At 60.8% G+C, this 23,181-nt stretch carries 17 protein-coding genes; 15 read left to right on the top strand and 2 right to left on the bottom strand.

Going from position 1 to position 23,181, the window contains the following annotated elements; translation table 11 throughout:
* Window positions 1–27 precede the first annotated feature (27 nt).
* The 13 genes from gluQRS (at window position 28) to BMZ46_RS25690 (ending at window position 18,783) form a co-directional block, all read left to right on the top strand.
* Window positions 28–915 carry a tRNA glutamyl-Q(34) synthetase GluQRS gene (gluQRS, locus tag BMZ46_RS25630; protein WP_074691460.1) on the top strand — a complete coding sequence of 296 codons (888 nt, stop codon included), beginning with the start codon at window positions 28–30 and terminating at the stop codon, window positions 913–915.
* Window positions 916–992: 77 nt separating this feature from the next.
* Window positions 993–1,169: a hypothetical protein gene (locus tag BMZ46_RS25635; protein ID WP_003176118.1), complete on the top strand. Its 177-nt coding sequence runs from the start codon at window positions 993–995 to the stop codon at window positions 1,167–1,169.
* On the top strand, window positions 1,153–4,107 hold the full coding sequence (locus BMZ46_RS25640) for a sensor histidine kinase (protein ID WP_166742304.1): 2,955 nt from the start codon (window positions 1,153–1,155) through the stop codon (window positions 4,105–4,107). Before BMZ46_RS25635 ends, BMZ46_RS25640 begins: the two co-directional genes overlap by 17 nt.
* A gap of 22 nt (window positions 4,108–4,129) precedes the next feature.
* Window positions 4,130–5,566, top strand: coding sequence for a sigma-54-dependent transcriptional regulator (locus BMZ46_RS25645; RefSeq protein WP_011335968.1), 1,437 nt, complete (start codon window positions 4,130–4,132; stop codon window positions 5,564–5,566).
* Between the two features lie 733 nt (window positions 5,567–6,299).
* Window positions 6,300–7,700 (top strand): polynucleotide adenylyltransferase PcnB, encoded by a 1,401-nt coding sequence (locus BMZ46_RS25650; protein ID WP_064599472.1) that lies wholly within the window; start codon window positions 6,300–6,302, stop codon window positions 7,698–7,700.
* A 3-nt stretch (window positions 7,701–7,703) separates the two neighbouring features.
* Window positions 7,704–8,189 (top strand): 2-amino-4-hydroxy-6-hydroxymethyldihydropteridine diphosphokinase, encoded by a 486-nt coding sequence (gene folK, locus BMZ46_RS25655; protein WP_074691462.1) that lies wholly within the window; start codon window positions 7,704–7,706, stop codon window positions 8,187–8,189.
* A 320-nt stretch (window positions 8,190–8,509) separates the two neighbouring features.
* Window positions 8,510–9,310 carry a 3-methyl-2-oxobutanoate hydroxymethyltransferase gene (gene panB, locus BMZ46_RS25660; RefSeq protein WP_039771642.1) on the top strand — a complete coding sequence of 267 codons (801 nt, stop codon included), beginning with the start codon at window positions 8,510–8,512 and terminating at the stop codon, window positions 9,308–9,310.
* Window positions 9,307–10,167, top strand: a complete 861-nt coding sequence (panC, locus tag BMZ46_RS25665; protein ID WP_007959604.1) for a pantoate--beta-alanine ligase — start codon at window positions 9,307–9,309, stop codon at window positions 10,165–10,167. The genes panB and panC overlap by 4 nt, the downstream gene beginning before the upstream one ends.
* A 349-nt stretch (window positions 10,168–10,516) precedes the next feature.
* Window positions 10,517–12,181 carry a glucose-6-phosphate isomerase gene (pgi, locus tag BMZ46_RS25670; RefSeq protein ID WP_039771644.1) on the top strand — a complete coding sequence of 555 codons (1,665 nt, stop codon included), beginning with the start codon at window positions 10,517–10,519 and terminating at the stop codon, window positions 12,179–12,181.
* Between the two features lie 190 nt (window positions 12,182–12,371).
* Window positions 12,372–14,309 (top strand): acetate--CoA ligase, encoded by a 1,938-nt coding sequence (acs, locus tag BMZ46_RS25675; protein WP_074691464.1) that lies wholly within the window; start codon window positions 12,372–12,374, stop codon window positions 14,307–14,309.
* Between the two features lie 100 nt (window positions 14,310–14,409).
* A complete protein-coding gene (locus tag BMZ46_RS25680) occupies window positions 14,410–15,426 on the top strand; it encodes a class I SAM-dependent rRNA methyltransferase (RefSeq protein WP_074691465.1) in 1,017 nt (338 codons plus the stop codon).
* Between the two features lie 109 nt (window positions 15,427–15,535).
* Complete coding sequence (locus tag BMZ46_RS25685) at window positions 15,536–18,487, top strand: DUF748 domain-containing protein (protein ID WP_074691467.1); 2,952 nt, start codon at window positions 15,536–15,538, stop codon at window positions 18,485–18,487.
* Window positions 18,487–18,783, top strand: coding sequence for a DUF2845 domain-containing protein (locus BMZ46_RS25690; RefSeq protein ID WP_074691468.1), 297 nt, complete (start codon window positions 18,487–18,489; stop codon window positions 18,781–18,783). The genes BMZ46_RS25685 and BMZ46_RS25690 overlap by 1 nt, the downstream gene beginning before the upstream one ends.
* 167 nt (window positions 18,784–18,950) lie before the next feature.
* On the opposite strand, the gene BMZ46_RS25695 is transcribed toward BMZ46_RS25690, so the two are convergent.
* On the bottom strand, window positions 18,951–19,307 hold the full coding sequence (locus BMZ46_RS25695) for a BON domain-containing protein (RefSeq protein WP_011335977.1): 357 nt from the start codon (window positions 19,305–19,307) through the stop codon (window positions 18,951–18,953).
* A 295-nt stretch (window positions 19,308–19,602) separates the two neighbouring features.
* The gene (locus BMZ46_RS25700; RefSeq protein ID WP_039771655.1) at window positions 19,603–20,034 is read right to left on the bottom strand and encodes a pilin; all 432 of its coding nucleotides are present in this window, start codon (window positions 20,032–20,034) and stop codon (window positions 19,603–19,605) included.
* Window positions 20,035–20,260: 226 nt separating this feature from the next.
* Here BMZ46_RS25700 and pilB point away from each other — a divergent pair, with 226 nt between their 5' ends.
* Window positions 20,261–21,961, top strand: a complete 1,701-nt coding sequence (gene pilB / locus BMZ46_RS25705; RefSeq protein WP_074691469.1) for a type IV-A pilus assembly ATPase PilB — start codon at window positions 20,261–20,263, stop codon at window positions 21,959–21,961.
* Window positions 21,962–21,963: 2 nt separating this feature from the next.
* Window positions 21,964–23,181 carry a type II secretion system F family protein gene (locus tag BMZ46_RS25710; protein ID WP_074691470.1) on the top strand — a complete coding sequence of 406 codons (1,218 nt, stop codon included), beginning with the start codon at window positions 21,964–21,966 and terminating at the stop codon, window positions 23,179–23,181.

Below are 23,181 nucleotides of genomic sequence, written 5' to 3' on the forward strand. Positions count from 1 at the left end.
CCAAGCCCGAACAGCGACAACACTTCCATGACTACCCCCGCCTACATTGGCCGCTTCGCCCCGACACCCAGCGGGCACCTGCATTTCGGTTCGCTGGTCGCCGCCCTGGCCTCTTATCTGGACGCGCGCTCGGTGGGCGGCCGCTGGCTGGTGCGCATGGAAGACCTCGATCCGCCCCGTGAAGAGCCGGGCGCGCAAGCGGCGATTCTCAAGGCACTGGAAAGCTATGGCTTCGAATGGGACGGCGAGATGGTCCGCCAGAGCGATCGGCACGAAGCCTACGCCCAAGTGCTCGACAGCCTGTTCAATCACGGCCTGGCCTACGCCTGCACCTGTTCGCGCAAACAGCTCGAGCCGTACCATGGCATTTATCCGGGACTGTGCCGCAACGCCGGCCATGAGCCGGAAAATGCCGCGATCCGCCTGCGCGTACCGGAGCTCGAATACCATTTCATCGACCGGGTACAGGGCGAATACCGCCAGCATCTGGGCCGTGACGTGGGAGATTTCGTGATCCGCCGCCGCGACGGCCTCTACGCCTACCAACTGGCGGTGGTGCTGGACGACGCCTGGCAGGGCATCACCGACATCGTGCGCGGCGCCGATCTGCTCGACTCCACGCCGCGCCAGCTCTATCTGCAAGAACTGCTGGGCCTGCGCCAACCGCGCTACCTGCATCTGCCACTGATTACCCAGCCGGACGGCAACAAGCTCGGCAAGTCCTATCGCTCGCCACCGCTGGAAGCCGATCAGGCCACGCCATTGCTGCTCCGAGCCTTGCGTGCCCTGGGGCAAAATCCGGGGCCCGAACTGGCCCACGCCTCGCCGCATGAACTGTTGAACTGGGGCAGCGCCCACTGGGATGCCTTGAAAATCCCGCGCACACTGACCCTGCCCGAAGCGCAACTGCTGTGACGACACTTGCAGTGGCGCGCCCATCCGTTACCATCGCCGCACGTTTTCGGGCACGCGCATAAAAAAGAGAGGCCGGGATGTACATCTATCGCTTGGTCCTGCTTCTGGTCGTGGGGATCTACCTGTTTTCTCCTGCCATCATGGATTGGTGGATCGACGCTACGGGCGCCTGGTATCGCCCTTATCTGCTCTGGCTGATCCTGATTGTCGTGACCTTCATCCTGCAGAGCCAAAAAGATGCCGATGAGCTTTAGCCTGACCCAGATGCTGCTGATCAGCGCCGCCTACCTGGCCGCGCTGTTCGGCGTGGCCTGGATCAGTGAACGGGGCATGATCCCGCGGGCGATCATTCGCCACCCGTTGACTTACACCCTGTCCCTCGGGGTCTACGCCAGTGCATGGGCGTTCTACGGTACGGTGGGTCTGGCCTATCAGTACGGCTACGGTTTTCTGTCCAGTTATCTCGGGGTTTCCGGCGCGTTTCTGCTGGCGCCAGTGCTGCTGTACCCGATCCTCAAGATCACCCGCACCTATCAACTGTCGTCGCTGGCGGATCTGTTCGCCTTCCGCTTCCGCAGCACCTGGGCCGGTGCGCTGACCACGATTTTCATGCTGATCGGCGTCTTGCCGCTGCTGGCGTTGCAGATCCAGGCCGTGGCCGATTCCATCGGCATCCTCACCGGCGAACCGGTGCAGAATCGCGTCGCCCTGGCGTTCTGTGCGCTGATCATTCTGTTCACGATCTTCTTCGGCTCCCGTCACATCGCCACCCGTGAAAAGCACGAAGGGCTGGTATTCGCGATTGCCTTCGAATCGGTGATCAAACTGGTGGCCCTTGGCGGCGTCGGCCTCTACGCGCTATACGGCGTATTCGACGGCCCGCAGCAACTTGAACTGTGGCTGCTACAGAACCAGACCGCCCTCGCCGCCCTGCACACACCCCTGCAGGAAGGCCCGTGGCGCACATTGCTGCTGGTGTTTTTCGCCTCGGCGATCGTGATGCCGCACATGTATCACATGACCTTCACTGAAAACCTCAACCCGCGCTCGCTGGTCAGCGCAAGCTGGGGCCTGCCGCTGTTCCTGCTGTTGATGAGCCTGGCCGTGCCGCTGATTCTCTGGGCCGGCCTGAAACTCGGCGCCACCACCAATCCGGAATACTTCACACTCGGCATCGGTATCGCCGCCAACAGCAAATCGCTGGCATTGCTGGCGTATGTCGGCGGTCTGTCGGCGGCCAGCGGCCTGATCATCGTCACCACGCTGGCGCTGTCGGGCATGGCCCTGAACCATCTGGTGCTGCCGCTCTATCAGCCACCGGCCGAGGGCAATATCTATCGCTGGTTGAAATGGACCCGCCGGGCGCTGATCGTCGCGATCATCATGGCCGGTTTCTGCTTCTACCTGATGCTCGGCGCCGAGCAGGATCTGGCCAACCTCGGCATCGTCGCCTTCGTTGCGACCCTGCAATTCCTGCCGGGCGTGCTGTCGGTGCTGTACTGGCCGACCGCCAATCGCCGTGGCTTCATCGCCGGTCTGCTGGCGGGGATTGTGGTGTGGGTCGTGACCATGCTCTTGCCGCTGGTCGGCAATCTGCAGGGTTTCTATATTCCGCTGCTGAACATGATCTACGTGCTGGACGACACCAGTTGGCACATGGCGGCCATCGCCTCGCTGGCAGCCAACGTCCTGATGTTCACGTTGATTTCGCTGTTCACCAATGCCAGCCCGGAAGAGGCCAGCGCCGCCGAAGCCTGCGCTGTGGACAACGTACGTCGCCCGCAACGCCGCGAATTGCACGCAGCCTCGCCGCAGGAATTCGCCACACAGCTGGCCAAGCCACTGGGCGCCAAGGCTGCGCAGAAAGAAGTCGAACAGGCCCTGCGCGACCTTTATCTGCCCTTCGACGAGCGCCGCCCTTATGCCCTGCGCCGCCTGCGTGACCGGATCGAAGCCAACCTCTCCGGCCTGATGGGCCCGAGCGTCGCCCAGGACATGGTGGAAACCTTCCTGCCCTACAAGGCCGGCGGTGAAAACTACGTCACCGAAGACATCCACTTCATTGAAAGCCGTCTCGAGGACTACCACTCGCGCCTGACCGGTCTGGCTGCCGAGCTCGATGCCCTGCGCCGCTACCACCGCCAGACCTTGCAGGAACTGCCGATGGGCGTGTGCTCGCTGGCCAAGGATCAGGAGATCCTGATGTGGAACAAGGCCATGGAAGAACTGACCGGAATTGCTGCGCAACGGGTTGTCGGCTCGCGCCTGAGCACCATCGCCAATCCGTGGAAAGATCTGCTGCAAGGCTTCATCCACCTGCCCGACGAGCACTTGCACAAGCAGCACTTGGCCCTCGACGGCCAGACCCGTTGGCTGAACCTGCACAAAGCGGCGATCGACGAGCCGCTGGCACCGGGCAACAGCGGCCTGGTATTGCTGGTGGAAGACCTGACCGAAACCCAGATGCTCGAAGACAAACTGGTGCATTCCGAGCGCCTGGCCAGCATCGGCCGACTCGCGGCGGGTGTGGCCCACGAAATCGGCAACCCGATCACCGGCATCGCCTGTCTCGCGCAAAACCTGCGCGAAGAGCGCGAAGAGGACGGTGAGCTGACGGAAATCAGCGGCCAGATCCTCGAGCAGACCAAACGCGTGTCGCGCATCGTCCAGTCGCTGATGAGCTTCGCCCACGCCGGCAGCCATCAGCACAGCGACGAGCCCGTCTGTCTGGCGGAAGTCGCCCAGGACGCCATCGGCCTGCTGGCCCTGAACCGGCGCAATTTCGAAGTCCAGTTCTATAACCTGTGCGATCCCGATCACTGGGTCGAAGGCGATCCGCAGCGGCTCGCCCAGGTGCTCATCAATCTGCTCTCCAACGCCCGTGACGCCTCGCCTGCCGGCAGTGCGGTGCGGGTCAAGAGCGAAGCCGGCGAACACACGGTCGATCTGATCGTCGAAGACGAAGGCAGCGGTATTCCGTCGAGCATCATGGATCGATTGTTCGAACCCTTCTTCACCACCAAGGATCCTGGCGAAGGCACCGGTCTGGGCCTTGCACTGGTCTATTCCATCGTTGAAGAGCATTATGGACAAATCACCATCGACAGCCCGGCTGATGTTCAGAGCCAGCGCGGCACCCGTATCCGGGTGACATTGCCGCGTCATGTCGAAGCGACGTCCGCTGTGAACTGAGACCGTCGAGAGTATCGAATCAATGCCGCACATTTTGATCGTCGAAGACGAAACCATTATCCGCTCCGCCTTGCGCCGCCTGCTGGAACGCAACCAGTACCAGGTCAGCGAAGCCGGTTCAGTGCAGGAAGCACAAGAACGCTTCAGTATTCCCACATTCGATCTGATCGTCAGCGACCTGCGTCTGCCGGGTGCTCCGGGCACCGAGCTGATCAAGCTCGGCCAAGGCACACCGGTGCTGATCATGACCAGCTACGCCAGCCTGCGCTCGGCGGTCGACTCGATGAAGATGGGCGCGGTGGATTACATCGCCAAGCCTTTCGACCACGATGAAATGCTGCAGGCTGTCGCGCGGATTCTGCGCGATCGCCAGTCGGCGCCTGCCGCCGGCGAAGCAGCTCCGGCCAAATCGGCCAATGGCAGCGGCAAATCCGCCATCGACAACAGCAATGGCGAAATCGGCATTATCGGCTCGTGTCCGCCGATGCAGGATCTATACGGCAAGATCCGTAAAGTCGCGCCGACCGATTCCAACGTGCTGATCCAGGGTGAGTCCGGCACCGGTAAAGAGCTGGTGGCCCGCGCCCTGCACAACCTGTCGAAACGCGCCAAGGCGCCGATGATCTCGGTGAACTGCGCCGCCATTCCGGAAAGCCTCATCGAGTCCGAACTGTTCGGTCACGAGAAAGGTGCGTTCACCGGTGCCAGCGCCGGTCGCGCCGGTCTGGTGGAAGCGGCGGACGGCGGCACGCTGTTCCTCGACGAAATCGGCGAGTTGCCGCTGGAAGCCCAGGCTCGCCTGCTGCGCGTGTTGCAGGAAGGCGAAATTCGCCGGGTGGGCTCGGTCCAGTCGCAGAAAGTCGATGTCCGCTTGATCGCGGCGACCCACCGGGATCTCAAGAGCCTGGCGAAAATCGGCCAGTTCCGTGAGGACTTGTACTACCGCCTGCACGTGATCGCGTTGAAACTCCCGGCCCTGCGCGAGCGCGGCGCCGACGTCAACGAAATCGCCAATGCGTTCCTCGCTCGTCAGAGCGCGCGCATCAACCGCACCGACCTGAAATTTGCCGCCGATGCCGAACAGGCGATCCGGCACTATTCCTGGCCGGGTAACGTGCGGGAGTTGGAAAACGCCGTCGAGCGCGCGGTGATTCTAAGCGAAAGTCCGGAAATCTCTGCCGACCTGCTGGGCATCGACATCGAACTGGGCGATCTGGAGGACGACGAATTCATCGGCCTGCCGGCGCAACCGGCCGGTAACGCCAGCAACAGCAGCCACGAACCGACGGAAGACCTGTCACTGGAAGACTACTTCCAGCATTTCGTGCTCGAGCATCAGGACCACATGACCGAGACCGAACTGGCGCGCAAACTGGGCGTCAGCCGCAAATGCCTGTGGGAACGCCGTCAGCGTCTGGGCATTCCACGGCGCAAGACCGGGGTCGCCAGCGAGAGCTGAACGTTACCTGTCGAGTGTGCGGGTTACCGTTGAAGATGTGAAAAAACTGTTACCTCAGTCTTTTCACGTAACAGACGCCGGGGTTATCGGTAACGAAACCCCGGCTTTTTTTCGCCCTGCGAAAACGGTTATATCGACCTAACCCCTTGTTTTATTGGGGTTCGCAAAAGTTGGCACGGCACCTGCTATATGTTTGGTACAAGAACAATAACAAGCAATGCACAAGACAATAAAAATAAGACGAATCGACTCACGCACAATAAAAACAAGACGGCGAGAGGCGCAGCTAACTGATTCTTTTGGAGAGGCGTTGTATTTGGGGCTAGCCCCACGACCAGGCCGAGAACAACAAAAACTGTCTTAAGACAGAGCCTGTACTGGTTGGATCGCAAGATCACTGCAACACAGCGACCAAAGCAATCCGTTTGCTCTTGGCTCCCGATTGGGAGGGTCATGAAGGGAAAGCTTCATGACGAGGGCACTCAACAAAAACAAGAAGCCCGAATCAATAATAAAAAGAGCACGCAACTACTTCTTGGGGAGCTTCGGCTCCCCTTGTAGTTTCTCCTTTACGGCAAATCTCTCCTTCACACGCCCCTACACCCCTCTAGCCCGCGGCTTGCAGCGCAAAACGGCAGCGTCCTACACCATCCCTCGACTAAATGCTAGAATCCCGGCCCATCATGCGGTCATTCTCTGGTATGGCCGAACATTCCTTCAAACAGTGCATCCCATGCTGAAGAAGCTGTTCCAGTCATTCCGAACTCCCCTGCGTCGTACGCAACACATCCGTAGCACGCCTGAAGTCCTCAACAGCGGCCAACATTCGCTGCAAAAGGCCCAATTCAGCCGGTACGCGGTCAACATCGTCGAACGTCTGCAGGGCGCCGGCTACCAGGCCTACCTGGTTGGCGGTTGCGTGCGAGACATGCTGCTGGGCATCACGCCCAAAGACTTCGACGTCGCCACCAGCGCAACCCCCGAGCAGGTCCGCGCCGAATTCCGCAATGCGCGGATCATCGGCCGCCGCTTCAAGCTGGTACACATCCATTTCGGCCGCGAAATCATTGAAGTCGCGACCTTCCGCGCCAATCACCCGCAAAACGAAGACGATGAAGACAGCAATCAGTCTTCGCGCAACGAGAGCGGGCGTATTCTGCGCGACAACGTCTACGGCACCCTGGAAGAAGACGCGCAACGCCGCGACTTCACCATCAACGCCCTGTATTACGATCCGGTCAGCGAGCGCATCCTCGACTACGCCAACGGCGTACACGACATCCGCAACCACCTGATCCGCCTGATCGGCGACCCAAAGAAACGTTACCAGGAAGACCCGGTGCGGATGCTGCGGGCCGTGCGTTTCGCTGCCAAGCTCAATTTCGGTATCGAGAAGCACACCGTCCAGCCGATCCGCGAACTGGCGCCGATGCTGCGCGAGATCCCATCGGCCCGCCTGTTCGAGGAAGTGCTCAAGCTGTTCCTCTCCGGTCATGGCGCGATCACCTTCGAGATGCTGGTCGACCTGCAACTGTTCGCGCCGCTGTTCCCGGCCAGTGCCGATGCGCTGGAACACAACCCGGAATACACCCACACGCTGATCAGCGAAGCACTGACCAACACCGACCTGCGGATCAAGCAGAACAAACCGGTGACCCCGGCGTTCCTGTTTGCCGCCCTGCTGTGGCCTGCCCTGCCGGCCCGCGTGTTGCGTCTGCAAGAGCGCGGCATGCCGCCGATTCCGGCCATGCAGGAAGGTGCTCACGAACTGATCGCCGAGCAGTGCCAGCGCATTGCCATTCCAAAACGTTTCACCATGCCGATCCGCGAAATCTGGGACATGCAGGAACGCCTGCCACGCCGCAGTGGCAAACGTGCCGACCTGTTGCTGGACAATCCGCGCTTCCGTGCCGGCTACGACTTCCTGCTGTTGCGTGAAAGCGCCGGCGAGCAGACCGATGGCCTGGGCGAATGGTGGACCGATTATCAGGACGCCAACGACAGCGAACGTCGCGACATGATCCGTGACCTCAGCGGTAAGGGTGATGACGCCAGTGGTGCACCGCGCAAGCGTCGCCGCAGCAGCGGTTCCAAGCGCAAACGCGCCGGCGCACCGAGCGCCACGGGCGAATAAGGCATGGAACGCATCTACATCGGCATGGGCAGCAACCTGGCTGACCCGGCCGAACAACTGCGCAGCGCGGTCGACGCGCTGGGGCAATTGCCCGACACCGAACTGGTCGGCGTCTCCGCGTTTTATCAGAGCGACTCCCTGCTGCCGGGCCAACCGCGTTACACCAACGCGGTTGCCGCGCTCGACAGCGCGCTCGCCCCGCTGGATCTGCTCGATGCCTTGCAGGCGATCGAAAACGATCAGGGCCGCGAACGCCTGGAGCGCTGGGGCCCGCGCACGCTGGATCTGGACATTCTGTTATTCGGTGATCGCCTGATCGATGAACCTCGCCTGAAAGTCCCGCATTACCACATGCAGGAACGCGCGTTCGTTCTTTATCCCCTGGCCGAACTGGCGCCCGATGATCTGCGTCTGGCCGATGGCCGTGCTCTTGCCGATCTTCTCGCCGCCTGCCCGTTCGTCGGCCTCGAACGCCTCTCTCACGCCTGACACAAACCGTTGATGCGGGAGCCTATCGGCTCCCGCTTTTTGCGTTCTTGTAGGACAAAAAACCCGCAGATCAGGCCCGCCGGCCCGCTGAATCGCATCAGTAACGCCGGTAACACTCCCCTCGTAACAATGCGGTAACACATGCAATTGACTTCCTGAGGCCTCATCACGACTATAGGCGTCCCGCTGCCGCCAACCCGGCATACAAGGGCGCAATCCAGGCCTTATAAGCACGACGAAAGAGCGTGCGCCTGAATAGATGACGAATCACGCGCGTTACTCGCAGTAGTTTCCAAAGCGCCTGAACGAGGATTTCTTACATGCCAGCCATCACCCTGACCACGCTCCAGAGCCTCAAGCAGAAAGGTGAAAAGATCACCATGCTGACCTGCTATGACGCGACCTTCGCCCACGCCTGCAACGAGGCCGGTGTCGAAGTGCTGCTGGTGGGCGACTCCCTCGGCATGGTCCTGCAGGGTCACGACAGCACCCTGCCGGTGACCACCGCAGAAATGGCCTACCACGTTGCCAGCGTCAAACGCGGCAACTCTGATGCCCTGATCCTGGCCGACCTGCCGTTCATGGCCAACGCCACCCTCGAACAAACCATGACCAACAGCGCCCTGCTGATGCAGGCCGGCGCGCACATGGTCAAGGTCGAAGGCGCCTTGTGGCTGGCGGACTCGATCCGCCTGCTGGCCGAGCGCGGTGTGCCGGTCTGCGCCCACATGGGCCTGACCCCGCAAGCCGTGAACATTCTGGGTGGCTATAAAGTGCAAGGTCGCAACGAGAATCAGGCACGCCAGATGCGCGCCGACGCGATCTCGCTGGAGCAGGCCGGTGCAGCCATGCTGCTGCTCGAATGCGTGCCGAGCGAACTGGCAGCTGAAATCAGCCAGGCCGTGAAGATTCCGGTGATCGGCATTGGCGCCGGCAGCGACACCGACGGTCAGGTGCTGGTACTGCACGACATGCTCGGCCTGTCGATCAGCGGCCGCGTGCCGAAGTTCGTGAAGAACTTCATGCAGGGTCAGGACAGCATCCAGTCCGCGCTGAAGGCTTACGTCAGTGAAGTCAAAGCCACCACTTTCCCCGGGATCGAACACGGATTCTCTGCATGAACACCGTCAAAACCGTACGTGAACTGCGCGCCGCCGTGGCGCGCGCCCGCAGTGAAGGCAAGCGCATCGGCTTCGTGCCGACCATGGGCAACCTGCACAGCGGCCACATCGCGCTGATCACCAAGGCCACCCAGCGCGTGGACTTCGTGGTTGCGAGCATTTTCGTCAACCCGCTGCAGTTCGGCGCCGGCGAAGACCTCGACAAGTACCCACGCACCCTCGCGGCAGATCAGGAAAAACTGCTGGAAGCCGGATGCGATCTGCTGTTCGCCCCGACCGTCGAGGAAATGTACCCCGACGGCATGGCCGGTCAGACCCGGGTCAGCGTGCCGCAACTGTCCGAAGGCCTGTGCGGCGCCAGCCGTCCGGGGCACTTCGAAGGCGTGGCAACGGTGGTCAGCAAGCTGTTCAACATGGTCCAGCCGGACCTGGCGATCTTCGGCCAGAAAGATTTCCAGCAACTGGCGGTGATCCGCGCGCTGGTGCACGACCTGAACATGCCGATCCAGATCATTGGCGAGCCGACCGTACGCGCCGCCGACGGTCTGGCGCTGTCCTCGCGCAACGGTTTCCTCAGTGAAGAACAGCGCGCCGTGGCGCCGGTGGTCTATCGCACCCTGAGCAGCATTGCCGAGTCGATCAAGCAGGGCGAGCGCGACTTCCCTGCCCTGATCCAGGCGCAACGCCAGCAACTGGAAGCCGCCGGCCTGCGTCCGGACTACCTGGAAATCCGCCATGCCCTGACCCTGCGTCCGGCAACGGCGGAGGATCGCGATCTGGTGATTCTGGTCGCGGCCTTCCTCGGCACCACCCGGTTGATCGACAACCTGCATCTGAATCTCGATACCCCCGCCTGAACACCGGCAGACGCTGTGGAAGCAACCCCGCTTCCACAGCTTTTGCACGCGCTTGCAGACCGTATTGCTGAGCACCTGCCCATCGGGCAAACTTCCCGCCGTTCGACGCCACGCGATAAGCAGGGACTTGCTCGCATTACCCGCCGTCTGTCGGCCCCGTCTGTTATCAATGTTAAAAAAGTACCGAAAACAGGTCAGACAAAGCCAAGACAGATCGCGGCGCTGGGTTTACTGTATTCGCCCTGCGCCAAAGTAATCGTGTCGACGCAGTTGCCCCCTCGCCCAAACATGGCGGGGAGGTCTTTTCAGTGTTCAAAAGGCCGTTCAAGTAAAAAGGAAAACCGCAGCGATGGCGTACTACCGCACTCCTCATGACGTTACCGCTCTGCCTGCCTGGCAAGCGTTGAAAGATCACCGCCAAGCCATGCAGGATTTCAGCATGCGCGAAGCCTTCAACGCCGATCCGCAGCGCTTCAATCAGTTCACTCTCAGCAGCTGCGGACTGTTTCTCGACTATTCGAAGAATCTGATCAACGCCGAGACCCGCAACCTGCTGGTGGGTCTGGCCAATGAAGTCGATCTCAAAGGCGCGATCAAGGCGCTGTTCGACGGCGAAATCGTCAACTCCTCCGAAGGCCGCCCGGCGCTGCACACCGCCCTGCGTCGCCCGGTCGGCGACAAACTGTCGGTCAACGGCGTCAACGTGATGCCTGAAGTACACAAGGTGCTGAACCAGATCACCGATCTCGTGGGCCGCATCCACGACGGTCTGTGGCGCGGTTACACCGAGAAGCCGATCACCGACGTGGTGAACATCGGCATCGGTGGCTCGTTCCTCGGCCCCGAGCTGGTCTCCGAAGCCCTGCTGTCCTATGCCCAGAAAGGCGTGCGTTGCCATTACCTGGCGAACATCGACGGCAGCGAATTCCACGAGCTGACGCAAAAACTGCGCGCCGAGACCACGCTGTTCATCGTTTCGTCGAAATCGTTCAACACCCTCGAAACCCTGAAAAACGCCCAGGCCGCACGCGCCTGGTACCTGGCTCAGGGTGGTTCGGAAGCCGAGCTGTATCGCCACTTCATCGCCGTATCGAGCAACAACGCGGCGGCCGTGGCCTTCGGTATCCGCGAAGAAAACATCTTCCCGATGTGGGACTGGGTCGGCGGTCGTTACTCGCTGTGGTCGGCCATCGGTTTGCCAATCGCGCTGGCCATCGGCATGTCCAACTTCAAGGAATTGCTGTCCGGTGCCTACACCATGGACCAGCATTTCCAGAGCGCGCCGTTCGAACAGAACATGCCGGTGCTGCTGGCCCTGCTCGGCGTGTGGTACGGCAACTTCTGGGGCGCGCAAAGCCACGCGATCCTGCCGTACGACCACTACCTGCGTAACATCACCAAGCACTTGCAACAGCTGGACATGGAATCCAACGGCAAGAGCGTGCGCCAGGACGGCACCGCGGTGTCGACCGATACCGGCCCGGTGATCTGGGGTGGCGTCGGCTGCAACGGTCAGCACGCTTACCACCAGTTGCTGCACCAGGGCACCCAACTGATCCCGGCCGACTTCATCGTGCCGATCGTCAGCTTCAACCCGGTCTCCGACCACCATCAGTGGCTGTACGCCAACTGCCTGTCGCAGAGCCAGGCGCTGATGCTCGGCAAGACCCTGCCGGAAGCCGAAGCGGAACTGCGCGACAAGGGCATGAGCGAAGACCAGGTGCAGAAACTCGCACCGCACAAGGTGATCCCGGGCAACCGTCCGAGCAACACCATCGTGGTCGAGCGCATCAGCCCGCGTCGTCTCGGCGCATTGGTGGCGATGTACGAACACAAAGTCTTCGTGCAAAGCGTGGTCTGGGGCATCAACGCCTTCGACCAGTGGGGCGTGGAACTGGGCAAGGAACTGGGCAAGGGCGTGTATAACCGTCTGGTCGGCAGCGAAGAAACCGCCGCCGAAGACGCGTCCACCCAAGGCCTGATCAACTACTTCCGCGGCCGTCACCGCGGCTGATCCAGCCCCGCAGCTTCACTCTGTGGGAGCGAGCCTGCTCACGATAGCAATCTGTCAGTCAGTCCAAGCGCTGGCTGACACGACGCCATCGCCAGCAGGCTGGCTCCCACAGTCGTTTGTGGATGACTTGAACCTCTTGGACTCTCGGCGCATCTTTATCCTTGTCGCACAACAAGAATAAGGAACCGTCATGTTCGATATCAGCACGTTCCCCAAAGCCGATGCCGTCCGCCGGGCTGCACAGTTGAGTCAGGACGACTACCAGCGCCTGTACCGCGAATCCATTGAACACCCCAGCACCTTCTGGGCCGAACAGGCCACCCGCTTCCTCGACTGGAGCACGCCGTGGCAGACCGTCCAGCGCTATGACCTGAAGACCGGCGAAGCCGCCTGGTTTGCCGGTGGCAAGCTTAACGTCAGCTACAACTGCATTGACCGCCATCTGGAAAAGCGCGGCGATCAGACCGCCATCCTCTGGGAAGGCGACGACCCTGCCGAATCGACACAAATCACTTACAGCAAACTTCATCACCACGTCTGCCGCCTGGCCAACGTGCTGAAAAGCCGTGGCGTGAAGAAAGGCGACCGGGTGTGCATCTACATGCCGATGATCCCCGAAGCCGCTTACGCGATGCTTGCCTGCGCGCGGATCGGTGCGATTCATTCGGTGGTGTTTGGCGGTTTCTCCCCGGACTCGTTGCGTGACCGCATTCTCGACGCCGACTGCCGCACCGTGATCACCGCCGACGAGGGCGTGCGCGGTGGCAAATTCGTGCCGCTGAAACAGAATGTCGACAAGGCCCTGCAGAGTTGCCCGAATGTCAGCACCGTCGTGGTGGTCGAGCGCACCCAGAACAAAGTCGACTGGGTCGAAGGCCGCGACCTCTGGTATCACCAGGCCCTGCGCGACGTCAGTAACGATTGCCCGCCGGAACCGATGGACGCCGAAGACCCGCTGTTCATCCTCTACACCTCCGGTAGCACCGGCAAGCCAAAGGGCGTGCTGCACACCACCGGCGGGTACCTGCTGCAAGCGGCAATGACCTTCAAGTACGTGCTCGATTACCGCGACGGCGAAGTGTTCTGGTGCACCGCCGACGTCGGCTGGGTCACCGGCCACAGTTACATCGTCTACGGGCCGCTGGCCAACGGCGCCACCACCCTGATTTTCGAAGGCGTGCCGAGCTACCCGAGCACTTCGCGATTCTGGCAGGTGATCGACAAACATAAGGTCAACATCTTCTACACCGCCCCCACTGCCCTGCGCGCGTTGATGCGTGAAGGCGCCGGGCCGTTGCAGGAAACGTCGCGGCAAAGCCTCAGATTGCTCGGCAGTGTCGGTGAGCCGATCAACCCGGAAGCGTGGGAATGGTATTTCAACGTAGTCGGCGAACAGCGCTGCCCGATCGTCGATACCTGGTGGCAGACCGAAACTGGCGGCATCATGCTCAGCCCGCTGGTCAGCGCCCAGCGGATCAAACCGGGCTGCGCCACCCAACCGATGTTCGGCGTACAACCGGTGCTGCTCGATGAACACGGGAAGGAAATCCAGGGCGCCGGCAGTGGCGTGCTGGCGATCAAATCGAGCTGGCCGGCGCAGATCCGCAGCGTTTACGGCGATCCGCAGCGCATGGTCGACACCTACTTCAAGCCCTACCCCGGTTACTACTTCACCGGCGACGGCGCCCGCCGTGACGAGGACGGCGATTACTGGATCACCGGGCGCATCGACGACGTGATCAATGTCTCCGGCCATCGCATCGGCACCGCCGAGGTAGAGAGCGCGCTGGTGCTGCACGACAGCATCGCCGAGGCCGCTGTGGTCGGCTATCCACACGACGTCAAAGGCCAGGGGATTTATGCCTTCGTCACTCCGATGAACGGGACCGAGCCCAGCGATGAACTGAAGAAAGAACTGCTGGCCCACGTCAGCAAGGAAATCGGCAGCTTCGCCAAACCGGACCTGATCCAGTGGGCCCCGGCCCTGCCGAAAACCCGCTCGGGCAAGATCATGCGGCGGATCCTGCGCAAGATCGCCTGCAACGAGCTCGACAGCCTCGGCGATACCTCAACCCTGGCGGATCCGAGCGTGGTGCAGGGCTTGATCGATAAACGCTTGAACCAATAGGAGCAGCGGCAAGCGGCGAGCTTCAAGTTTGAAGCTCGCCGCTTGCCGCCAAGTTGCTGCTAAACTCCCGCGCCCCGATTCCCTTCAGCAAGGCGCCCGCATGTCTTCCTTGAACCTGGCGCTGCGCGCCGCTCTCGATCAACGCCAGGATCTGCTCGCCGAGCTGCACCGCCAGGGCACCGACTGCTATCGGCTGTTTCACGGCAGCCAGGAAGGCGCCGGCGGCCTGACCATCGACCGCTATGGCCCGCAACTGATGGTGCAAAGCTTCCACCAGACCCTGGCGCGTGAAGACCTGCTGCAAATGCACGCCATGGTCAACCAGACTCTTGGCCTGGAAACCCTGCTGGTCTACAACGACCGCTCCCGTGGCAACTCGCGGATTGATCGTGAAGACAGCGTCTACCGCGCCGACGACGCCGCGCTGGCCGATCTGGTCGGCCACGAATGGGGACTGAATTATCGTGTGCGCGGACGTCACGCCGGGCAGGATCCGCTGCTGTTCCTCGACCTGCGCAACACCCGCGGCTGGGTTAAGGATCACACCAAGGGCAAAAGTGTGCTCAACCTGTTCGCCTATACCTGCGGGGTCGGTCTCAGCGCGGCGGCCGGCGGTGCGCGCGAGGTGTGCAACCTGGATTTCGCCGAGGGCAATCTGGCAGTCGGCCGCGAGAACGGTCAGCTCAACCCGCACCTGCCGACCATGGAATTCATCCAGTCCGACTACTTCCCGGCCATCCGCCAACTGGCCGGCCTGCCGATCAGCCAGCGTCGCGGGCAGAAACTGCCGAGCTATCAGCGTCTCGAACAGCGCCAGTACGACCTCGTGCTGCTCGACCCGCCCGCGTGGGCCAAGAGTGCGTTCGGCACCGTCGACCTGCTGCGCGATTATCAGAGCCTGCTAAAGCCAGCCCTGCTGACCACCGCCGAGAATGGCGTGCTGATCTGCTGCAACAATCTGGCGAAAGTCAGCATGGACGACTGGCGCGAACAGGTGCTGCGCTGCGCCGAAAAAGCCGGGCGGCCGGTGCGTGAGTGGAGCGTGATGAACCCGGGCCGCGACTTCCCGTCGCTGGATCAGCAGCCACCGCTGAAGACCCTGATCCTTCAGCTCTAAGCGTTGCCAAGGAAATTTCCCACGGAAATATCCGAACAATCCTGAGCATGGGCAATTGCTTCGGAACCGGAATCGCGTGCCATACTCCAAGGCACTCCGATTCAGACAGATGAAGCCGCACATGCCCAAAGGATTGATTCGCGCGATTGGCGCCCTGTTGACTGCCCTGGCCCTCTACAGCCTGCTGGGGTTCCTGATTTTGCCGGGCATTGCGCTCAGGGTGGTGAATCAGCAACTGGCCAACTACGCCACGGTGCCGGCGCATCTGCAACGTATCGAACTCAACCCGTTCAGCCTTGAACTCACGCTGTGGGGCCTGGTGATCGGCGAGCCGGGCAAGGAACAGGTCGGCTTCGAACGTCTGTACGCCAACCTGCAACTCGACAGCCTGTGGACCAAAGCCCTGCATCTGTCCGACATCGAACTGGAAAAATCCAGGACCGAGATCCTGTTCGCCAAGGACGGTCAGCTCAACCTCCTCGGTCTGTTCAAGCTCCCGGCCAGCGAGCCCACCCCGGCCGATCCCGACGCCAAACCGTTTCCGCTGCGCATCGACCGGATCCAGCTGGCCGGCGGCAACCTGCATTTTGTGGATGCGCGGCCCAGCGAGCCGATCGAATTTCTGTACGACAAGCTCGACTTCGAGCTGAAAAACCTCAGCACCCTGCCCGAAGACAACGCCGACATGACCCTCGTCGCGATCGGCCCGGCCGGTGGGCAGATCGACTGGAAAGGCAACTTCAGCCTGATCCCGATCGCTTCCGAAGGCACGCTCAAGATCACCGACGGCCAGATGAAAGCCTTCTGGCCCTACGTGCGTGATGCCGTGCCACTGGTGCTGGAAAACGGGGTCGTCAGCCTGAGCACCGACTACAAGCTCAACCTGTCCAAGGAAACCGAACTGCTGCTGAGCAACGTCGCGGTCAATATCGCGCCGTTCGCCATCAAGGCGCCGGACGGGCGCCCGCTGGCGAAACTCGAGCGTCTCGACGTCAGCGACACCACGGTGGACCTGGCCAAACAGCAAGTGGTGGTCGGCAAGATCCGCAGTCAGAAACTGGAAACCTGGGCAGCCCTGGAAGCGGACGGCCAACTGGATTGGCAAAAACTGTTCGCCAGCCAGCCGTCGAAACCCGCCGCAAAAGCGGCTGCCGAACCTGCGAACACACCGGCGGCAGCCGACTCGCCGAAACCCGAACCGACCGCGCCGAGCAAACCGTGGCAAGTGTTGATCAAGGACGTGCAACTGCGTGACTACAAAGTGCATCTGGCCGACCGTTCGGCGAAGCCGGAAGTCACTTTGGATGTCACGCCCCTGAACGTCGATCTGCAGAATTTCGACAGCCTCAACGGCTCGCCCTTCAACCTCAGGCTCGACACCGGGCTGGGCAAGCAAGGCAAGATCAGCGCCGATGGCGTGGTCAATCTGGCGCCGGTCACCGCACAGCTCAACGTGAAAACCCAGGACATCGACCTGCGGGTCGCGCAGTCCTACATCAACCCGTTCATTCGCCTCGAACTGCGCAGCGGCATGCTCGGCAGCGACCTGAAAGTGAACCTGAAAAGCACTGACTCGCTGGCCCTCAGCGTCACCGGTCGTGCTCAGATCGATCAGTTGCACACCCTCGACACCCTGAAAACCCGCGACTTCCTGAAGTGGCAGCAAGTGGTGGTCGAAGGCCTGAACTATCAGCACGGCGACAGCCTGTCGATCGACAGGGTCAACCTGTTCCAGCCGTATGCGCGGTTCATGATCAACGATGATCGCACCACCAACATCGACGACCTGCTGATTCCGCAGCCGGCCGATTCCGGGGCGAAGACCGCCGCGGCGAAACCGGCGAGCAATGACAAACCGCTGGGTATTCACATCGGCGGCATCGCGATCAACGACGGCTCGGCCAACTTCGCCGACTTCAGCCTGACCCCGAACTTTGCCACGGCGGTCCAGCAACTCAACGGCCAGATCGGCACCATCGACAGCCGTCAGGCGAAACCGGCCAGCGTCGACATCAAGGGCAAGGTCGACCGCTATGCGCCGGTGACCATCAAAGGCGCGGTCAACCCGTTCGACCCGATGGCCAGCCTCGACATCGCCACCAGTTTCAAACGGGTCGAACTGACCACCCTGACGCCCTACTCCGGCAAGTTCGCCGGCTACCGCATCCGCAAGGGCCGGCTCAACCTCGACCTGCATTACCTGATCACCAAAGGCCAGCTCAAGGCCGAGAACAAAGTGGTGGTCGAGCAACTGCAACTGGGTGAGAAAGTCGACAGCCCGGATGCCGTGAGCCTGCCGCTAAAACTGGCGATCGCCCTGCTCAAGGACGTCGACGGCAAGATTTCCATCGAACTGCCGGTCACTGGTGACCTGAACAATCCGCAATTCAGCGTGATGCCGATTGTCTGGCAGACCCTGCGCAACCTGATCGTCAAGGCTGCCGCCGCACCGTTCAAGCTGATTGGCGGTCTGGTCAGCGGTGGCGGCTCGGAAGACCTCGGCACCGTGTCCTTCGCACCGGGTTCCAGCGACCTGAGCAAAGACGCCGAAGCGGCGCTGGTGAAGCTGTCGCAAGCGCTGAAGGAACGTCCGGCCCTGCGCCTGGAAATCGAAGGCACTGCGGCAAAAAGCAGTGATGGCCCGTTGCTCGCCGAACAGCGCCTGGAACGTGAATACCAGTACAACTACTACAAGATGCTCCAGCGCCGTGGCGACAAGGTGCCGGCGCAGGCTTCGCTGATCCAGGTCCCGGATAACGAAAAAGGCCCACTGCTTGAGGGCATCTATCGCACCCGCCTGAAAACCCAGCCACCGGCCGAGTGGAAGGATCTGGGCAAGGAAGAACGCACCGCGAGAATGCGCGCCGACGTGATCAAGTTCTGGAGTTCCAGCGATGTGCTGCTGCGCCAGCTCGGTCAGGACCGTGCCAGCAGCATCAAGGATTACCTGGTAGACAAGGGCCAACTGGCCGACGATCGTGTGTACTTCATCGACGCCAACCTCGGCGAAGCGGAAAGCGACGGCCGGGTGGTGACGCAAATGCATCTGGATGCCGAGTGATGAACCCAAAGTGGCTGGCTGCACTGGGGCTGGTGTTTCTCGCCAGCCAGGCTGCGGCGTCCGATACCTTGCGCTGCGGCAGCCAGTTGGTGAGCCTTGGCGACCGCGCCAGCGAGGTGCTGCAAAAATGTGGTGAGCCGGTCGGTCGCGATCTGCTCGGTTACAAGCGCAGCGCCAACCGTCGTGAAGAGTTTCAGGTCGAGGAATGGACCTACGGCCCGAGCAACGGCATGTATCAATACCTGCGCTTTGAAGGCAATCGCCTGAAGCAGATCAACAGCAAACGCGGCAATTGACCTTCCCCGCCTTTTCCGGCCCCTGAATAGAACAGGCCCCGACATGAATGCCGGGGCCTGTAATGGCCACATTCCGTGTGGCCGGTCGCATGAACTCTAAAGTGCGGCAGACGTATTGCTCGGCCCGCCTGTCGCGTCTTCTCCCGGTCCAGGCGAGAAGTCTTGCCTTACTCGGCTTTCAGGCCGTCAGCGGAGACCGCTTTCACGCCTTTGATTTTCTTGGTGATGTTCACAGCGGTGGTTTTCTGAGCTTCGGTGATCGCGACGTCAGAAGACAGGGAAACCACACCTTTGTTGGTTTCAACTTTGATGTCGGTACCAGGAATGCCTTTTTCGGTTACCAGGTCGCTTTTGACTTTGGTGGTGATCCAGGTATCGGAAGTAGCTTCTTTAGCCTTGGTGACTTCACCGGCAGCCAGGGTCATTGGAGCCTGAGTGGTCTGGGTCGATTGAGCAAATGCACCCGAAGCCATGGTCAGGGTCAGCGCGGTAGCAGCAGCGGCAGTGATAGCGAACTTCTTCATACGAGTAACTCCTGTTTTTCTGGAAAGTCTGCTGGTTGTCTTGTCAGCAGGGTTACTGGAGATATTGCGAACGCTGTGCCAACTTTCAAAATTAGATTAAAACCTTATAAATCAATAACTTATAAATGTCGCATTTTTTCGGAATCATGCAAATTGCATGAGTCGTGAAATATCTACATGCAAGTTGCGGCTTTTCGGAAGTTCCTAACAGCCTGAAATTATTGAAGCTTTTGTGAAGTGTCGCGCAATGAAAAATGCCCCGCATTGCGGGGCATTTTTGTAGTCCATCAACAAATCAGGTACCGCTCGCAGTACAGCCTTTTGGCGAATAATCCGGCGCCACCGTTGTGGCACATGTCCATACACCTGCCCCCGTACCGGAAGAGCGAGTAAGCGTGATGGTTTTGTCCAGTACCGGACCCGGAGCGTTTTTGATCGTGCAAACAATTGAACCGGCGCCCGACGAAGCGGTGCCCGAAGCCGTAACAGAACAATTGGAGGTTGTAACCGTTGCACTGCCCGCCACATTAGTCAGCGTAGGATCGGTGCCTTGGTTAATCACATCCTCGAACGGCACTTTCATTGCCGAGATCTCGGCCAGCCCAGCCGTCACCTTCGACCGCGCCTGATATTTGGAGTACTGCGGCAGCGCCACAGTGGCGAGAATACCGATGATCGCCACGACGATCAGCAGCTCGATCAGAGTGAAACCCTGTTGTTTATTCATAGACACGCTCCATGCATGAGTCGAAATCTCATGATCTGTTCAAGACTCAGCACAGCCCGTGCCAAACGCTGGCAACCCATACCCGCTGGGCGCCATCCGGCTGACATGCCGATTCCTACAACCCGTAACCGCACTATCTGACACTTTTTGTCACCCGCACTCCACGTGTATGGCGCTGTCACTTGACTAGGCTATAAGTCATGAACGGCAAGCACGTGGAAACCCCATGAATGACATCGCTCTGAGCGGTCTGGCCAAACAACTGGTCCAGGCCGAATTGCTCACGGAAAAGAGTGCCCAGCAGGCCTGGCAGCAGGCGCAGCGCAATCGCCTGTCGCTGGTCAGTTACCTGGTGCAGAACAAACTGGTGAAGAGCTGGCAGGTCGCCGAAATAGCCTCGGAGCATTTCGGCATGGCATTTCTCGACCTCAACTGTCTCGACAGGGAAACTCAGCCCAAGGGCCTGGTCAGCGAAAAACTGGTGCGCCAGCACCATGCCCTGCCCCTCTGGCGGCGTGGCAACAAACTGTTCGTGGGGATTTCCGACCCGAGCAATCATCAGGCGATCAATGACATTCAGTTCAGCACCGGGCTGAGCACCGAAGCCATTCTGGTCGAGGACGACAAGCTCACCGACGCCATCGAAAAATTCTTCGACACCCACGCCACCGGACTGGAGGAAATGGCCGATGTCGACCTTGACGGGCTGGACATCGAATCGGTCGACGACAGCAGGCAGGACACGCTCGGCGGAATCGACGCCGAAGATGCCCCGGTAGTGCGCTTCGTCCACAAGATGCTGCTGGACGCGATCAAGAGCGGCTCGTCCGACCTGCACTTCGAGCCTTACGAAAAGAACTACCGGGTGCGGGTGCGCACCGACGGCATTCTGCGGGAAGTGGCCAAGCCGCCGATTCAACTGGCCGGGCGCATCGCTGCACGCTTGAAGGTCATGGCCAGCCTCGACATTTCAGAACGGCGCAAACCCCAGGACGGGCGGATCAAGATGCGTCTGTCGAAAAGCAAGTCGATCGATTTCCGGGTCAACACCCTGCCCACCCTCTGGGGCGAGAAAGTGGTGATTCGGATCCTCGACCCGTCCAGCGCCCAGATCGGCATCGATGCCCTTGGCTACGAGCCGGAGCAGAAAGACCTGTACATGGCCGCGCTCAAACAGCCGCAAGGCATGATTCTGGTGACCGGCCCAACCGGCTCGGGCAAGACCGTGTCGCTGTACACCGGGCTGAACATCCTCAATACCGTCGACATCAATATCTCCACGGCCGAAGACCCGGTGGAAATCAACATGGAAGGCATCAACCAGGTCAACGTCAATCCCCGTCAGGGACTGGACTTTGCCCAGGCCCTGCGCTCGTTCCTGCGTCAGGACCCGGACGTGATCATGGTCGGCGAAATCCGCGACCTCGAAACCGCCGAAATCGCGATCAAGGCCGCCCAGACCGGTCACCTCGTGCTGTCCACCCTGCACACCAACAGCGCAGCAGAGACCCTCACCCGCCTGCACAACATGGGCATCCCCGGCTTCAACATCGCAACCTCGGTGAGCCTGATCATTGCCCAGCGTCTGGCGCGAAAACTCTGCAGCCACTGCAAGAAACCCATCGAGATCCCCCGGGAGACCCTGATCAAGGAAGGTTTCCCCGAGGAACGCATCGGCCATTTCACGATCTATGAGCCCTCTGGTTGCGATCACTGCAACGGCGGGTACAAGGGTCGCGTGGGGATTTATGAAGTGGTGAAGAACACCCCCGAACTGCAACGGCTGATCATGGCCGAAGGCAACTCACTGGAAATCGATATCCAGATGCGCCGGGACGGCTTCAACGACCTGCGCACCTCGGGCCTGATCAAGGCCATGCAAGGCATCACCAGCCTTGAAGAAATCAACCGGGTCACCAAGGACTGAACATGGCGGTCAAGGCAGCGAAAATCAGCATCTACGCCTGGGAAGGTACGGACCGCAAAGGCAGCAAAGTGACCGGCGAGTTGAGTGGCCAGAACCCCGCACTGGTCAAGGCCCAGTTGCGCAAGCAAGGCATCAACCCGGGCAAGGTACGCAAGAAATCCGCCTCGTTGCTGAGCTTCGGCAAGCGCATCAAGGCCCAGGACATTGCCCTGTTCACCCGGCAGATGGCGACCATGATGAAGGCCGGCGTGCCGCTGTTGCAGTCGTTCGACATCATTGGCGAAGGCTTCGAGAACCCGGCCATGCGCAAACTGGTCGACGAGGTGAAACAGGAAGTCGCCGCCGGCAACAGCTTCGCCGCCGCGCTGCGCAAGAAGCCTCAGTATTTTGACGAGTTGTACTGCAACCTGGTGGATGCCGGTGAACAGTCCGGCGCCCTCGACACCCTGCTGGAACGGGTCGCGACCTACAAGGAAAAGAGCGAAAGCCTCAAGGCCAAGATCAAGAAGGCCATGACCTACCCGTCGGCCGTAGTGCTGGTGGCGGCGGTGGTCACCGGGATTCTGCTGGTCAAGGTGGTGCCGCAGTTTCAGTCGGTGTTCTCCGGCTTCGGTGCCGAACTGCCGGCCTTCACGCTGATGGTGATCAGCCTGTCCGAATTCATGCAGCAATGGTGGTGGGCGATTCTCGGTGCGCTGGTGGCCGCGTTTTTCGGCACCCGCCATGCCCTGAAAAAATCCCAGGCCCTGCGCGATCGACGCGACGCCTGGTTTCTCAAGCTGCCGCTGGTGGGCACATTGATGTACAAGTCCGCCGTGGCGCGGTTTGCCCGGACCCTGTCGACTACCTTCGCCGCCGGTGTGCCGCTGGTGGAAGCGCTGGACTCGGTGGCCGGTGCCACCGGCAACGTGGTGTTCAAGCGTGCCGTGCTGCGCATCCGCCAGGACGTCTCTACCGGCATGCAGCTGAATTTCTCGATGCGTTCCACCGGCATCTTTCCGAACATGGCGGTGCAGATGACCGCCATCGGCGAAGAGTCCGGCGCACTGGACGAGATGCTCGACAAGGTCGCAGGTTTCTATGAGGGCGAAGTGGACAACATGGTCGACAACCTCACCAGCCTGATGGAGCCGTTCATCATGGTGGTGCTGGGGGTGATCGTCGGCGGTCTGGTGGTGGCGATGTACCTGCCGATCTTCCAACTCGGCTCAGCGATCTGA

The organism is Pseudomonas sp. NFIX49 (assembly GCF_900115915.1).
Lineage (GTDB): Bacteria > Pseudomonadota > Gammaproteobacteria > Pseudomonadales > Pseudomonadaceae > Aquipseudomonas > Aquipseudomonas pharyngis.